A 15,043-nucleotide genomic window follows, 5' to 3' on the forward strand; every position below is an offset into this window, starting at 1 on the left:
ACAGCGCGTCGCCCTGGCCCGCGCGCTGGCGCCACGGCCCAAGGTGCTGCTGCTGGACGAACCGCTGAGCGCGCTGGACCTCAAGCTGCGCAAGGCCATGCAGATCGAGCTGAAGCACCTGCAAAAGGAAACCGGAATCACCTTCATCTTTGTCACCCACGACCAGGAAGAGGCGCTGACCATGTCCGACCGCGTCGCCGTCATGTCGGCGGGCGAGGTGCAGCAACTGGGCGATGCGCGCGAGATCTATGAACGCCCCCGCAACATGTTCGTGGCGGATTTCATCGGCGAGACCAACCTGCTGGAAGTCACGGTGGACCAGATCGACGCGGGCCGCGCGGCCTGTCACCTGGGCGGCGGCCACCGGCTGACCTGCGATGCCGTGGACGGGATCGGCGCGGGCGCCAGGGTGCACATGTCGCTGCGCCCCGAACGGCTGTTCCTGTCGTCCGCCCCCACCGAAAGCGAAAGCCTGAAGGCCCGCGTGCGGGAAAACATCTTCATCGGCACCGACATCTCGACCATCCTCGACCTCGACGACGGGCCCGAGTTCCGGGTGCGCGCCTCCAACTCCAGCCGGGGCACGTCCCGCGTCTTCGAGCCCGGCACAGAGGTTTTCGTCAACATGGAGCGGGGGGCCGCGCGCCTCCTGGTGGACTGATGGCGGGCGGTGCGGCAACGGGCGGATCCTCGACCAGCGACACCTATGCAGAGGCGCGCACATGGCTGCTGCTGCCGGCCTGGGTGACGCTGGGCATCCTGGTGCTGGCCCCGGTGGCGATCATGCTGGTCTATTCCTTCCTGACCAAGGAATTCCGCGGCGGCGTGATCTGGGAATTCAGCCTGGGCGCCTATGACCAGTTCTTCTGCAATCGCGGCCTGTTCGGGGATGAACCCTGTTCCATCGAATGGACCTATATCCAGATCTTCTGGCGCTCGATCTGGCAGGCAGGGGCGGCGACCCTGCTGAGCCTCGCGATCGGGTTCCCGACCGCCTATTTCATCGCCACGCGCCCCCCACGCCAGCGCACGCTCTGGGTTTTCCTCGTGACGATCCCCTACTGGGTCAACCTGCTGATCCGCACTGTCTCGATGAAGTTCCTTTTGCGCGACGAGGGGCCGCTCAACGATTTCCTGACCGGCACCGGGCTGCTGAGCGAACCGCTGGCCATCGTGAACACCAACTTCGCGGTGCAACTGGGCCTGTTCTACTCCTACCTGCCCTTCATGGTGCTGCCGATCTATGCCGCTGTCGAGCGCTACAACTTCGCTCTCTCCGAGGCGGCCTCGGACCTCTACGCCCCGCGCTGGACGGTGCTGCGCCGTATCCTCCTGCCCTCGGTCAAACCGGGGATCGTGGCGGGCTGCATCCTGGTCTTCGTGCCCTCGCTGGGGTCCTTCCTGGCGCCTGACCTGCTGGGCGGGGCAAGGAACTTCATGATCGGCTCTCTGATCGAGGAACAGTTCAAGGGCAACGCGGGCAACTGGCCTTTCGGCGCGGCGGCCTCGATGATCCTGCTGACGATGGTGCTGATCATCCTGCTGATCTTTGCCCGCCAGCAATCCAGGACGGAGGGCTGATCATGGCAAAGGGAAAATACGACCTGCGTGTCTACCCCGGCTTTCGCGCGATCACGCTCCTTTGCCTGGTGATCCTCTATTCCCCGCTGATCGTGGTCATGGTCTACAGCTTCAATGCCTCGCCTTCGATCACCAACTGGGAAGGGTTGTCGCTGCGCTGGTACGCCGATGTCTTCACCGGCCCGGAAAGCGCCAAGTTCAAATCTGCGGCGCGCAACAGTTTCATCATCGCGCTGATCGCCGCCACGGTCGCCACCACCATCGCCACGCTTTCGGCCACCGCCATCCTGCGCGGCGGCAAGTTCCGGCTGCGCACCCTGTCCTTCGGCCTGATCTCCCTGCCGCTGATGGTGCCTGAGATTGTAACCGCCGTCGCCACGCTGATCTTTTTCAACGCCATCGGTTTCGACCGCGGGTTGCTGACGATCCTCCTGGCGCATATCGCCTTCTGCATCCCCTTTGCCTACCTGCCGATCTCGGCCCGGATGCAGGGGATCGAGGCGACTTATGAACAGGCCGCGATGGATCTGTACGCCACCAGGCGACAGGCCTTTACCCGCGTGCTGCTGCCGCTGATGGCGCCGGGCATCGTCTCGGGCTTCATCCTGGCCTTCATCGTCTCGCTGGACGATTTCATCATCACCAATTTCGTCAAGGGCGCGGGCGTCGAAACCCTGCCGACGGCGATCTTCGGCGCGGTCAAACAGGGCATCAAGCCCAACATCATGGCCATTTCCACGATGCTGCTTGGCGTCTCGGTGGTCATGGTGACACTATCATGGCTGATCAGCCGCAAGGACCGGAAGACCTGATCCAACAGAGGGGAAAACACATGAATAAACTCGTCACCACAGCCGCCGCACTGGCCCTGACCACAGGCATGGCCTCGGCCGAGGGCAAGCTCGTCATCTATCACTGGTTCGAATACATCCCGCAGGACCTGCTGGACAAGTTCGCAGAAGAACACGACGTCGAGGTGGTCATGGACACCTACGACAGCAACGAGGCGCTGCTGGCCTCGCTCAAGGCGGGCGCCATCGGCACTTATGACGTGGCCGTTCCCGGCGACTACATGGTGCAGATCATGGCCGGTGAGGGCCTGCTGGACACCATCAAAGAGGGGGAGCTGGCCAACAAGGGCAACATCCAGCCGGAATGGGCCGATCCCTCCTTTGATCCGGGCCGCGCGCATTCGATCCCCTACCAGTGGGGCTCGACCAGCTTTGCCGTGAACCGGGACGATTTCGATGGCCCCATCGACAGCACCGACATCCTGTTCAACCCGCCCGCCGCGCTTTCGGGCAAGATCAACATGCTGGACAGCCAGGGTGAGGTCATGGCGATGGCCGCGCTGCACATGGGAATCCCGCAGTGTTCCACCGACCGCGAACAGCTCAAGTCGCTGAACGCCATGCTGCAGGAGGCAAAACAGCACTGGGCCTCGTTCAACTCGGACACCGCGAAAGAGGTGCTGGTCTCGGGCGATGCCTCTGTCGGGCAGATCTACGACGGCTTCGCCGCCAAGGCCCGGCAGGAAGGCGCGAACATCGAATACGCCTTCCCGAAACAGGGCTATATCGTCTGGATGGACAACGTTGTGCTGCTCAAGGATGCGCCCAACCGTGAAAACGCGCTGAAGTTCATGGATTTCCTGCTGGAGCCCGAGAACATCGCGGCGGTGACCAACTATGCGCGCTACGTCGCCGGTGTCGATGGCGTGGGCCCCTTCCTTGACCCGGAACTGGCCAAACAACCGGAGTCCAATCCGCCCGCCGACGCCGGCAAAGGTGTCTTCATCGAGGTTTGCGACCAGCAAACGCAAGAGGTCTACGACCAGATCTGGACCAACCTGAAGAAGTGAGACACCGGGTCCGTCGATCCGAGAGGGGAGCGCGCCGCGCTCCCCTTTTTTTCGTTCAGGCCCTACACAGCGCGAACAGCGACCCGCGCGAAGATATGCCCAGTTTCTCATAGGCCCTGGTCCGATAGGTCGCGATGGTCGACACGGCGACGCCAAGCTCACCGGCGATCACCTCAGCCTTCTTTCCCGACAGAATGCCCAGGCAGACGTCCCGCTCGCGCTCGGACAGGACGGCCAACGGGGCGGGATAGCCGCTTTCGGCGCGGGCCTCGAAATGCAAGAGTGCAAGCCTCGCCAGTACGCGTATGGCTGTCTCTGCTCCGCCATCCCCGGCCCTTGGCCAATAAAAGTTCACCGCAAGGCATAACGCAGGCCCACGCACCAGAACGGCCGTCTTTCCATCCAGTCCCGGACGGTCATAGAACCGCGCGCGATACTCGCCGGTCATCCCGCCGATGACGGCCCCACTTTCGACCACCTCCAGCGCGCCGGTTTCCAATGCCAGGGCACGATGAAACAGCGGATCCTGCCGAAACCACCCCCCAAGATAGTCCTCGGCCAGGCGCGGCCCCAGGGCCGCGCTGCGAAAGTTGCGCGACAGCAGGCAGGCGGCGCTGTCCGCACGGTAGGAAAACACCATGACCTGCGCCGCCCCCGTGGCGGCCACGCAGGGGACAAAGGCATCTGTCCAGGCATCCCGCCCGGTCAGCGCAAGGCAGGTGTCGATCCCGGCCAGCAGGTCATCCATCCCCGGTGTCGGCTTGTCCTTCATTTTGCAGGACATAATCCACCGGCGCGCTCTGGTACACATCCCACAGGACAAGACGAGGAGGACGGGACATGCGCCCCAGTGGACGCGGCGAACTGGATTCGCTTTACTTCGACTACCCGCATTTCGACCCGCCGGCGCGACCAGAGGTCGAACCGCAGACCCCGGTCGCCGTGGTTGGGGCCGGGCCGGTCGGCATGGTCGCCGCGCTGACGCTGGCCCAGCACGGGGTGCGCAGCGTCCTGCTGGACGCCAAGGACACCTTCAACGACGGCAGCAGGGCCATCTGCATCTCGCGGTCCAGCTATCACATTCTGGACCAGTTGGGCATCGCGGCGCCCTTCCTGGAAAAATCGCTTGGCTGGACGAAGGGGCGGTCCTTCTATCGCGGGCGACAGATCCTGGAATTCGACATGCCCGACAGCGCGGACGAAAAGTTCCGCCCGATGTACAACCTGCAACAGCAATACATCGAGGCTTTCCTGTGGAAGGCGGTCGCCGCCTCCCCCCTGATCGAGACGCGCTGGCAAAGCCGGGTGACGGGGCTGGAACAGGCCCCGGAGGGCGCGGTGCTGACGGTCGAGGATCCGAACGGCCGCTACGCCCTGCCCGCGCGCTGGGTGATCGCCGCCGATGGCGCGCGCAGCGCGATGCGCGGGATGTGCGGGCTGCGCCTGAAGGGTGAGAACTACGAGGGCCGCTATATCATCGCCGACGTGAAGATGGCCCATGACTATCCCACCATCCGCCGTGCGCTGTTCGATCCGGCCTGCCGGCCGGGCGGCACGGTGCTGATCCACCGCCAGCCCGACGACATCTGGCGCATCGACTACCAGTTGCGCGAGGACGAGACCAACGAGGAGGCTACCCGCGAAGAGAACGTGCGCGCCTCGGTCGAAGGGGTGCTGGCCGAGATCGGCCACGATGGCGGCTACGCCCTGGAATGGTGGAGCGTTTATTCCGCCAACACCCTGCTTTTGGACGACTACCGGCAGGGCCACGTGTTCTTTGCCGGGGACAGCGCGCATATCGTTCCGATCTTCGGCGTACGCGGGTTGAACAACGGCATCGCGGACGGGCACAACATCGGTTGGAAACTGGCCGCTGTCCTGAACCGGGCCGCCGGTGAGAACCTTCTGGACAGCTACACGCCCGAACGGCGCGGGGCGACGCTGGATGTCTTTGCCAATGCCACCAAGAGCACGCGTTTCATGACACCGCCCACGCATGGCTGGCGGGTGATGCGGGATGCGGCGCTGTCACTGGCGCTGAGCCGACAGAGCGCCGGGCACCTTGCCAATCCACGCCAGATGACGCCGCATACCTATGCCGACAGCCCGGCCACCACGCCGGACGATCCGGGCTTTGACGCCGGGCCGATCCCGGGCGCGATGATCCGGGACGTGGCGCTGGAAGATGGTTTCCTGAGCGAGCGGCTGGGCAAGGGCCTGACCCTGCTGGCCTTCGGCGACCCGGGTTTAGACATGCCGCCGGGCCTGTCTGTCCTGCGCCTGCCGGCCGATGGCCCGGTGGCCCGGGCCTATGGTGCCGTGCAGGGAAGCGCATACCTGGTGCGCCCCGATCTGCATGTCGCGGCGCGCTGGCGCAAGGTCACGCCGGAAAAACTGGCCCTGGCCTTGGGCCGCATGGCGATCAGCGAGGAGGAAACCGCATGACCCAGGCAGAGCTGGAACGCGTCTACGAGGCAATGGCAGTGGCAATCGACGACGTTGGACCGGACCAGGGCGAGGTCTTTCTGGCCAAGCTGGCGCTGGCCCTTGCCGAGGACCTTGGCCGCACGGAACGGGTGCTGGAAGTGATCGCAGAGTGCCGTTCCGGGCTGGAACGCCGGGACTGATACAGGGTCAGGCAGCACATGTCTCTGCCGCCGGAACGGCAGGCACCGCCGCCTCGGGCCAGGTGACAAGGATCACCGCACAGCCCTTGCATCCGACCTCCTGCAGACTTTCTTCCAGCGAGACCAGGGGGCAAGTCAAAAGGTGCTCGCCGGGCTTGGACACCTCGATCGCGACGCGCACGGGGGCCTGAGGCGGCATCCCGCGCGCCATCAAGTCGTCGCGGATGCGCGCCGCCTGCCGCACCGACATGTAAAAGGCCGAGGTGGTTCCCGGCGCCGCGTGCCGCGTGCTGTCCGGCAGCGCGGCGCCTTCGCGCGACATGCCGGTGGTCAGGATCAGCGTGTCAGAAATGCCCCGTTCGGTCAGAGGCTCGCCCAGTGCGGCCGCCGCGGCAGAGGCCGCCGTGATGCCCGGAACCAGCTCCGCCGCAATACCTGCGGCGCGCAATACGGCGATTTCCTCGCCCGCGCGGCCAAAGACCCCGGGATCACCGGATTTCAGCCGCACCACCCGCTTGCCCTGACGCGCGGCGGCCAGGATCACGGCATTGATGCGATCCTGGGGCCAGCTATGCGCGCCGACGTGTTTTCCGACAAACACACGTTCCGCGTCGCGCCGCGCCAGTTCCAGCACCTCGGGGTCGACCAGCCGGTCGTAGAAGATCACGTCGGCCTCTTGCAGCCGTTCCACCGCACGCAACGTCAGCAGGTCACGCGCCCCCGGCCCGGCGCCGACAAGGGCGACATGGCCGTGCCCCGCCTCATTGGGTGCGCCGCCCGATGCTATGGCGGACTTGATGGCCTGCGCGGCCTCGCGTTCGCCGCCCCGGGCCCATGTCGCGCGGGGCGTCCCCTTGAAGACCCAAGCCCAGAAGGCGCGGCGTTGGCTGCGCGGCACCCGGGCATTGACCATCGGGCGCAGCCGCCCGGCCAGGGCCGCCAGCCCTCCCAATGAGGGGGACAGCATTTCTTCGAGGCGGGTCTTGATCTCACGGGTCAGGACCGGGGCGGTGCCTTCGCTGCCGATGGCGATGACGACCGGATCGCGATCGACCAGCGCGGGCGTGGTCAGGTCGCAAAGGTCGGGGCGGTCGACCACGTTGACCGGGCAGCGCATGGCCCTGGCCAGCGCATGCGCCGAGGCGTCGAATGCCGGGCAACCCGTGGCGATGAAACCCATCGCGGCATCCGCGAACACCTCGGGGGTCAGGCGATGCTGGTGACGGGCGCGGCCTTCGGCAACCAGCGCCTGCAATTCCGGTTCAAGTTCAGGCGCGACCAGAAGGATCCGGGCGTCGGTCTTGAGGATCAGCCGCGCCTTCTGCGCCGCCTGCTCGCCGCCGCCGACGATGGTGACGCACCGGCCCGTTGTACGGATGAACATGGGAAAGCTTTTCATGGCGGGTCTCCTGTCAGGCGGTCTGCAGAACGGGGCGCGCCTGCCACAGCGCGGATAGGTCGGGGGCTAGGTCCAGCGTGGCAAAGGCCAGCGCGGCGGTGCCAAGGACGATCTGGCGGGCGAACTCCGGGCCCTCGTCACTGTTCCAAAGCACGGTGAGCGCCTCGGCGGACAGGGTCAGATCCGACAGTCGGCGATGATCCCCTGTCAGGGCCGGAAAACTGCCTTGCCATGCCGCGCCTTCTCGCAGGCCGAAACCGGCGATCTCCATGCCCGGATGGCGTTCGAATTCGCCCCCGCCGCCCTTTATGACGGTCAGGTTGCGCCAGCCCAAGCGCTGCGCCGCGTCGGCCTGCAACTGCCGGTAAGAGGGATGAAAGACCCCTTGCACGCTGGCGGAAGCGCGACCCGGGTTCAGCATCCGGCAAACTGTGTTGATGCAGGAGCGCAGGCCAAGGGTCCGGCGCAGGTCGAGCAGCTGGAACAGGGCAGGATGCGCGTCTTCCAGCGGCACATAGGCGATGTTGCCCGCCTGCAGCGCCCAGGCGGCCTGCGCCGGGCTGCGGACCTCCGGGATACCCAAGGCAACAAGCCCGTCGCGGATCGCCTGATCCGGCCCGTTCCAGCCGTGCAATAGAACACGCTGGCCGCTGGCCGCGACCAGTCTTGCGGCCAGGAGAAACCAGGGCAGACCACGGCTGCGACCGGCGGCGTAACACGGCCAGTCCAGGTCGGCGCGGGGCCAGTCGGCCAGCGGCGCCTGCGCAGCGCGGGCGAACCCTGCGATTTCCTCGGACGTCTCGCCCTTCATCCTCAGCAGCATCAAAAGCGCACCGACCGCCTCGGGCGCGGCGCCTTCCAGCATCAGCGACATGGCCTCGACGGCCTCATCCTCCGTCAGGGAACGCGACCGGCCCGGGCCACGGCCCAGCGTGCGCACATGGGCGGCCAGGCTCATTCCGCGGCCTCCTTCTGCTGGACGGAGGCGAGGAGGTCGGCCAGTTCCGGCCGGCAGGAGCCACAGTTCGTGCCTGCTTGCAAGGCCACGCCGATGGCCTCGACGCTCAGCAACCCGTCTGCCTCGATGGCGCTCAGGATCGTGTTCACGCCAACCCCGAAACAGGAACAGAGGATCGGCCCCGGGTCCGGAACATCGGCGGGCGAGCGGCCCGAGAGCAGGCTCTGGTCCGGCTGATCCGGCAGCGTGGCCAGGTAGTCGCGCATCACGGCGATGGGCGTGGACGACACGAACAGCGCCGCAACCAGTTGCCCGTTTTCCCGAAAGGCCAGACGTGCATTCCCCTGCCCCGGCCCCGTGACCGAGGTCAGTTCGGCTGTCGGCAGGTCGAACAGCGCGCGCGCTTCGGCCTCCCAATCCTGCGGCGTGTCCAGCCCGGCAAGCTCGGCACGCTGGCCCGAACGGGTGACGCTGCGCGCCCAATAGGCGGCCTTTGGCGTCATCGGCCGGGCGGACACCGCGAAACCGTACCATGCCGCGTTGAGCCGCGTGACATTGACCACGCTGGCCTTGCTTTCCGGCTGGCCCGAGACGGGGTCGGTCACCGCCGCCACCAGCGCGTCGATCCGCGCCGAGGGTGCGGTTTCGCCGGTCCAGTGCATGGGCGCAAAGACCTGCCCGGGACGGACGGCATCGGTGATGCGAGCGCGCAGGATGGCACTGCCCTGCGGGCTGTCGACCCGAACAAGGTCGGCCGACCCGATGCCCTTGGCGAAGGCGTCGGCGGGATGGATTTCCAGGAAGGGCTCTGCCAGATGCGCCGAGAGCCGCGCCGAAAGCGCCGTCCGCGTCATCGTGTGCCACTGGTCACGTGTGCGCCCGGTGTTGAGGCGGAACGGGTAGCGCGGGGCGGTCTTCGCAACCGGCGGACGCCACGAGACAGGGACCAGGCGGGCCTTCTGGTCGGCATGAAAGAACCGGCCATCGGAAAAGAAACGCCCGCCCTCGCGTCTGGCGCTGACCGGCCAGCGGGTCGGCTGCAACGCGTCGTAGTCCTCGCCCACAAGGCCAGAATTATCGAAATCGCGGCCAAAGGACCCTGCGATGCCCGAAAGTGCGGCGTATTCGCGAAAGATCTCTGCCGGGGACTGGTAGTCGAAGGCTCCTTGCCAGCCCATGCGACGGCCGACCTCGGCGAGGATTTCCCAGTCGGGGCGGGCGCTCCCGGGCGCTGGCAAGGCTGCGCGCTGGCGGCTGATCGTGCGGTCGGAATTGGTAACGGTGCCGTCCTTTTCCGCCCAGGCGCTGGCGGGAAGCAGCACATCGGCCAGCCGCGCGGTATCGGTCTCGGCGGTGATGTCGCTGACGACTGTGAAATCGCACCCCGTGATGGCGTCGCGCACACGGTCGGCATCGGGCATGGACACCGCGGGATTGGTGTGGATGATCCAGAGCGCCTTGATGCGCCCCTCGCCCACGGCGTTGAACATGTCGACGGCCTTGAGTCCGGGTGCGTCGGGAACAGTGGGCGCCGCCCAGAAATCCCGCACAGCGGCGCGGTGATCGGCGTTTTCGAGGTCGAGGTGACAAGCCAGCATGTTGGCCAGACCACCGACCTCGCGCCCGCCCATTGCATTGGGCTGGCCGGTGACGGACAGAGGGCCGCAGCCCGGTTTGCCGATACGCCCGGTGGCAAGGTGGCAATTCAGGATGGCATTGACCTTGTCCGAACCCGAACTGGACTGGTTCACACCCTGGCTGTAGATCGTCACAACCTTTTCCGTCCCGATCCATTCGGTACAGAAGGCGGCGATCTGCGCCTCGCTCAGTCCTGTCGCTGTGCCATCCTCGGCGCGGGCCTGCGCCAGCGCCTCGTCAAATCCCGTGGTGTTGCCCAGGAAATCCGCGTCGACCGCGCCACGCGCGTCGATTTCCGCCAAGAGCCGGTTGAACAGGGCGACGTCCGATCCCGGCTCCAGCGCCAGGTGCATGTCGGCGCCGTCGCAACTGGCGGTGCGGCGCGGGTCCACGACGATAATCCGCGTGCCGCGCGCCTTTCGCGCCGCAAGAACACGCTGGTACAGGACCGGATGACACCAGGCCAGGTTCGAGCCGACAAGGACCACCAGGTCCGCGTCCTCGATGTCCTCGTAGGTGCCGGGGACCGTATCTGTGCCGAAGGCGCGCTTGTGCCCCGCCACTGTCGAGGCCATGCAAAGACGAGAGTTCGTGTCGATGTTGGCCGAACCGATGAAACCTTTCATCAGCTTGTTGGCCACGTAGTAGTCCTCGGTCAGCAATTGCCCGGAGACGTAGAAGGCAACGCTGTCCGGCCCGTGTTCGGCAATGGTGGAGGCAAAGCGTTCGGCCACCGTGTCGAGGGCGCTCTCCCAGCTGACCTCCCGCCCGCCAATCCGCGGCGTCAGAAGGCGGTGGCCCGTCCCGACCGTCTCGCCCAGCGCAGAGCCCTTGGAACACAGGCGCCCGAAATTGGCCGGGTGGTCAGGGTCGCCGCGCACGTCCAGACCTCCGTCCGGCTGCGGGGTCAGCAAGACGCCGCAGCCCACCCCGCAATAGGGGCAGGTGGACCGGACAGTTTTCCGCCCTGCCCCCGCCATCATGCCGCGCTCCGGTTCTGGAGCGCGCTGATCTCCAGCAGGATGCGCCCCGCCTCGATCCGCACGGGGTAGACCGCGATGCGCCCCTCGTCGGCCCCCTGCGCCTCGCCTGTGTTCAGGTCGAAAACCCAGTTATGCAGGGGACAGGTGACTTTCTGCCCGTGCACGATGCCCTCGGACAATGGCCCCTGCTTGTGCGGGCAGGCGTTCGAGGCGGCAAAGACCTCGTCCTCGGCAGTGCGGAACACCGCGATGCAACCCGCCTGGGTCTTGACCAGGCGCGCACCGCGCAGGGGAACATCCGTGACGGCACCAATGTCGGTCCAGTTCATTCTGCTGCCTCCAGTGTGAAATCGGCCAGCGGCTGAAAGCCTTGCGCCACGTCCGGGCGGGCCCGTTCGGCCCAGGGATCGGTCTGGTAGACGCTTTGCGACAGGTCGAAACGGTCAACCAGCGCCGCGCGTTCCACGGGGTCGGCCAGCACCTCCTGCACCCAGTCCAGCCCGACCTTGGCGAGCCATTTGTAAGCCCGCTCGAGGTATTTTCCGTTCTCTCGGTAGAGCTGGACAAAGGCGACGGTCCATTCGATCGCCTCTTCCTCGGCGGCGACGTCCACGAGGCGTTCGACCTCCTTGACGTCCATGCCCGCGGCGCCGCCGACACCGATCTGGTAGCCAGAGTCGACGCAGACGATGCCGATGTCCTTGCAGGTCGCCTCGGCACAGTTGCGCGGACAGCCGGACACCCCCAACTTGACCTTGTGCGGTGTCCAGGACCCCCAAAGCCGCTTTTCCAGCTTGATGCCCAGTCCGGTGGAATCCTGCGTGCCGAAACGGCACCAATCCGAACCAACGCAGGTCTTCACCGTGCGCAGCCCCTTTGTATAGGCGTGGCCCGAGACCATGCCTGCCCTGTTCAGATCGGCCCAGATCGCGGGCAGGTCCTCCTTGCGCACGCCCAGCAGGTCGATCCGCTGGCCACCTGTCACCTTGACCGTGGCGCCGTATTTCTCGGCCGCCTGGGCGATGGCCACCAGTTCCTGCGGGGTGGTCATGCCACCCCACATGCGCGGCATCACGCTATAGGTGCCGTCCTTCTGGATGTTTGCGTGGTTGCGCTCGTTGACGAAGCGGCTTTGCGGGTCGTCGGTATAGTCCAGCGGCCAGTCCGCCAGCAGGTAGAAGTTCACCGCCGGGCGGCAGGTGTGGCAACCGTTGACCGTCTTCCAACCCAGTTCTTGCCAGACGGCCTCTTGCGATTTCAGCTCCTGGCTCTTGATCAGGCGACGCACGTCCTCATGGCTGAGATCGGTACAGCCGCAGACCGGCTGGGCCGTGGGCGTCTCGAACCCGTCGCCAAGCGTCACCTGCAACAGTTGTTCCACCAGTCCGGTACAGGTCCCGCAGGAGGCGCTGGCCTTGGTCGTGGCCTTGACCGCGCCGAGATCGGTGGCACCGCCTTCGATGGCCTGGACGATCTGACCCTTGCATATGCCGTTGCACCCGCAGATCTCTGCCTCAGGCGGCAAGGCTGCAACGGCTGAGAGAGGGTCCGCTTGACCGCCTCCCTGATAGGCGGGGCCAAAGATCAGCGTCTCGCGCATGTCCGAGATGTCGGTGCCGTCCTTGATCAGGCCGAAGAACCAGTTGCTGTCGGCGGTGTCGCCATACATCACCGCGCCGACCAGCCTGTCGCCCTCGATCACCAGGCGCTTGTAGACGCCGCGCGATGGGTCACGGAAAACCACGTCCTCACGCCCCTCGCCCTCGGCGAAATCCCCTGCGCTGAAAAGATCGCAGCCCGTGACCTTCAACTTGGTCGAAAGCTCCTTGGGCACGAAGGCCGCCTCTTCCCCGATCAGGGTTGCCGCGACCACCTTGGCCTGATCGTAGAGCGGCGCAACAAGGCCAAACAACTGCCCGTCAAGTTCGACACATTCGCCCACGGCCAGCACGTCCGGGTCCGAGGTCATCATCTGTGCGTTGACCTCGATCCCCCGCGCCACCTCCAGATGGGCATCATTGGCCAGCCGGGTTTCCGGGCGAATGCCCACGGCCATAACCACAAGATCGGCGTCCAGTACGGTGCCGTCCTCCAGCAGCACGGCCTCGACGCGATCCTCGCCCAGAATGGCCTTGGTCGCCGCCTTGGTCATCACCGTGATGCCTCGGTCCTCCAGATCTTTTTTCAGCAGGTAGCCCGCTGCCTCGTCCAGCTGGCGTTCCATCAGGTGGCCCATCAGGTGCAGCACCGTGACCTCCATGCCGCGCAGGGCCAGCCCCGCCGCCGCCTCCAGCCCCAGCAGGCCGCCGCCGATCACCACGGCCTTGCCGCCCTTGGCCGAGGCCTCGACCATCGCGTTGGTATCGTCCAGGTCGCGGTAGGCAATCACGCCGGGCAGATCCTTGCCCGGCACCGGGATGATGAAGGGGGCCGAGCCGGTGGCGATCAGCAGCTTGTCATAGCTGATCGCGCCGTTCTGGCCCGTGACCGTTCTGGTGTCGCGGTCGATGCCCACCACATGCTCGCCAAAGCGGCAGGTGATCTCGTTCTGCGCATACCAGTCGTCGTCATGGGTGACGATTTCCTCGTAGGTCTTTTCGCCGGACAGCACGGGCGAGAGCATGATGCGGTTGTAGTTGCCACGCGGTTCGGCGTTGAACAGCGTGATGTCATATTGGTCCGGGGCCTGCTCTCGCAGGTGTTCCAGCACCCGGCCAGAGGCCATGCCAGCGCCGATGACGACAAGTTTCTGTTTCATGGGGATTACTCCGCCGCGATGGCCCGCGGCGCTTGGGCCTTGGGCTTGGGTTTGGCGCCGTGTTCGTATTCCTCCAGGAAATCGAGCACCTGGGCGCGGTAATCGTAGTAGTCGGGGTGTTCCAGCAGCGCCTTGCGGGTACGCGGGCGCGGCAGGTCGACGTCGACGATCTTGCCAATCGTGGCCTGCGGCCCGTTGGTCATCATCACCACCCGGTCGGCCAGCAGGATCGCCTCGTCCACGTCATGGGTGACGCAGATCGCAGTGACCTTGGTTCGGTCCCAGACCTCCATCAGCACTTCCTGAAGTTCCCAGCGCGTCAGGCTGTCGAGCATCCCGAAAGGTTCATCCAGCAGCAGCAGCTTGGGCGAGAGCGCAAAGGCCCGCGCGATGCCGACCCGCTGTTTCATGCCGTTCGAAAGCTCGCTGGCCGATTTGTCCATCGCATCGGCCAGGCCGACCCGTTCAAGGTAGTATTCCACCACGTCCTGACGTTCGGCGCGGCTGGCCTTGGGATAAACCTTGTCCACGCCCACGGCGCAGTTCTCGCGCGCCGTCAGCCAGGGAAACAGCGAGGGCGACTGGAAAACAACGGCCCGCTCCGGGTCGGCGCCTTCGACGTGGCGCCCGTCCAGCTTGATCGCGCCCTTGGAAATCTCGTTCAGACCGGCGGCCATCGTCAGCACAGTGGACTTGCCGCACCCGGAATGGCCGATCAGCGAGACGAACTCGCCCCGGTCCATTTTCAGGTTGAAATCCTCGACCACGGTCAGCGGGCCCTTGGGTGTGGCGTAGACCTTGTGCAACTGGCTGAAATCGAGGAACCGTTCGTCGATCATGCCCTGCTGCGCGTCCTTGACCGCCTGCGGCACACCGTGGATTGGGGTCACGTCCGGCAGCACCTTGCTGCCTTCGGATTTCGCTTCGATGCCCACGTCCATCAGGTATTGCGTCACCTGCGCGCGCAGTGCCTTGAACCCTTCGTCGTGGTTCATGGCAGAGCGGTCACGCGGGCGGGCGATGTCGACCTTGAACTCTTCGCTCAGCGTGCCATCCGGGTTCAGCGCGATGATGCGGTCGGCCAGCAGGATCGCCTCATCCACGTCATTGGTAATCAGCACGCAGGTCTTCTTGTCCGCCTCCCAGATCCTCTCGATCTCTTCGGCGAGGTTGGCCCGGGTCAGCGCGTCGAGCGCCGACAGCGGCTCATCCAGCAGCAGCACCTCGGGCGACATGGC

General features: G+C 65.8%; 13 protein-coding genes. 6 read left to right on the forward strand and 7 right to left on the reverse strand.

What is annotated here, in order from left to right; translation table 11 throughout:
- The 4 genes from PVW46_RS01505 to PVW46_RS01520 form a co-directional block, all read left to right on the forward strand.
- A partial coding sequence (locus tag PVW46_RS01505) for an ABC transporter ATP-binding protein (RefSeq protein WP_274574172.1) occupies positions 1–661 on the forward strand: 661 nt, incomplete at its 5' end.
- The gene (locus tag PVW46_RS01510) at positions 661–1,581 is read left to right on the forward strand and encodes an ABC transporter permease (RefSeq protein WP_069210910.1); all 921 of its coding nucleotides are present in this window, start codon (positions 661–663) and stop codon (positions 1,579–1,581) included. The genes PVW46_RS01505 and PVW46_RS01510, both read left to right, overlap by 1 nt.
- Positions 1,582–1,583: 2 nt before the next feature.
- Positions 1,584–2,393, forward strand: a complete 810-nt coding sequence (locus PVW46_RS01515; RefSeq protein WP_069210909.1) for an ABC transporter permease — start codon at positions 1,584–1,586, stop codon at positions 2,391–2,393.
- 20 nt (positions 2,394–2,413) lie between these two features.
- The gene (locus PVW46_RS01520) at positions 2,414–3,442 is read left to right on the forward strand and encodes an extracellular solute-binding protein (RefSeq protein ID WP_069210908.1); all 1,029 of its coding nucleotides are present in this window, start codon (positions 2,414–2,416) and stop codon (positions 3,440–3,442) included.
- 55 nt (positions 3,443–3,497) lie between these two features.
- Here the strand turns inward: PVW46_RS01520 and PVW46_RS01525 are convergent, their stop codons facing one another.
- Complete coding sequence (locus tag PVW46_RS01525; protein ID WP_274574180.1) at positions 3,498–4,214, reverse strand: helix-turn-helix transcriptional regulator; 717 nt, start codon at positions 4,212–4,214, stop codon at positions 3,498–3,500.
- A gap of 68 nt (positions 4,215–4,282) precedes the next feature.
- Here PVW46_RS01525 and PVW46_RS01530 point away from each other — a divergent pair, with 68 nt between their 5' ends.
- Together PVW46_RS01530 and PVW46_RS01535 are read left to right on the forward strand one after the other, a co-directional pair.
- Positions 4,283–5,887, forward strand: a complete 1,605-nt coding sequence (locus PVW46_RS01530; RefSeq protein ID WP_069210906.1) for an FAD-dependent monooxygenase — start codon at positions 4,283–4,285, stop codon at positions 5,885–5,887.
- Positions 5,884–6,069, forward strand: coding sequence for a hypothetical protein (locus PVW46_RS01535; protein WP_043137189.1), 186 nt, complete (start codon positions 5,884–5,886; stop codon positions 6,067–6,069). Before PVW46_RS01530 ends, PVW46_RS01535 begins: the two co-directional genes overlap by 4 nt.
- Positions 6,070–6,076: 7 nt before the next feature.
- Here the strand turns inward: PVW46_RS01535 and cysG are convergent, their stop codons facing one another.
- The 6 genes from cysG to PVW46_RS01565 form a co-directional block, all read right to left on the reverse strand.
- Positions 6,077–7,468 carry a siroheme synthase CysG gene (gene cysG, locus PVW46_RS01540; RefSeq protein ID WP_274574188.1) on the reverse strand — a complete coding sequence of 464 codons (1,392 nt, stop codon included), beginning with the start codon at positions 7,466–7,468 and terminating at the stop codon, positions 6,077–6,079.
- Positions 7,469–7,481: 13 nt separating this feature from the next.
- Positions 7,482–8,426, reverse strand: coding sequence for a glycosyl transferase family protein (locus tag PVW46_RS01545; RefSeq protein WP_069210905.1), 945 nt, complete (start codon positions 8,424–8,426; stop codon positions 7,482–7,484).
- Positions 8,423–11,044: a nitrate reductase gene (locus PVW46_RS01550; RefSeq protein ID WP_069211008.1), complete on the reverse strand. Its 2,622-nt coding sequence runs from the start codon at positions 11,042–11,044 to the stop codon at positions 8,423–8,425. Before PVW46_RS01550 ends, PVW46_RS01545 begins: the two co-directional genes overlap by 4 nt.
- Positions 11,044–11,376 carry a nitrite reductase small subunit NirD gene (nirD, locus tag PVW46_RS01555; protein ID WP_043137201.1) on the reverse strand — a complete coding sequence of 111 codons (333 nt, stop codon included), beginning with the start codon at positions 11,374–11,376 and terminating at the stop codon, positions 11,044–11,046. Before nirD ends, PVW46_RS01550 begins: the two co-directional genes overlap by 1 nt.
- The gene (gene nirB / locus PVW46_RS01560) at positions 11,373–13,805 is read right to left on the reverse strand and encodes a nitrite reductase large subunit NirB (RefSeq protein ID WP_069210904.1); all 2,433 of its coding nucleotides are present in this window, start codon (positions 13,803–13,805) and stop codon (positions 11,373–11,375) included. Before nirB ends, nirD begins: the two co-directional genes overlap by 4 nt.
- Positions 13,806–13,810: 5 nt before the next feature.
- A partial coding sequence (locus PVW46_RS01565) for a nitrate ABC transporter ATP-binding protein (protein ID WP_274574195.1) occupies positions 13,811–15,043 on the reverse strand: 1,233 nt, incomplete at its 5' end.

Origin of the sequence: Mameliella sp. AT18 (genome assembly GCF_028807275.1) — a bacterium.
In the GTDB taxonomy this organism is placed as follows: Bacteria; Pseudomonadota; Alphaproteobacteria; order Rhodobacterales; family Rhodobacteraceae; genus Antarctobacter; species Antarctobacter albus.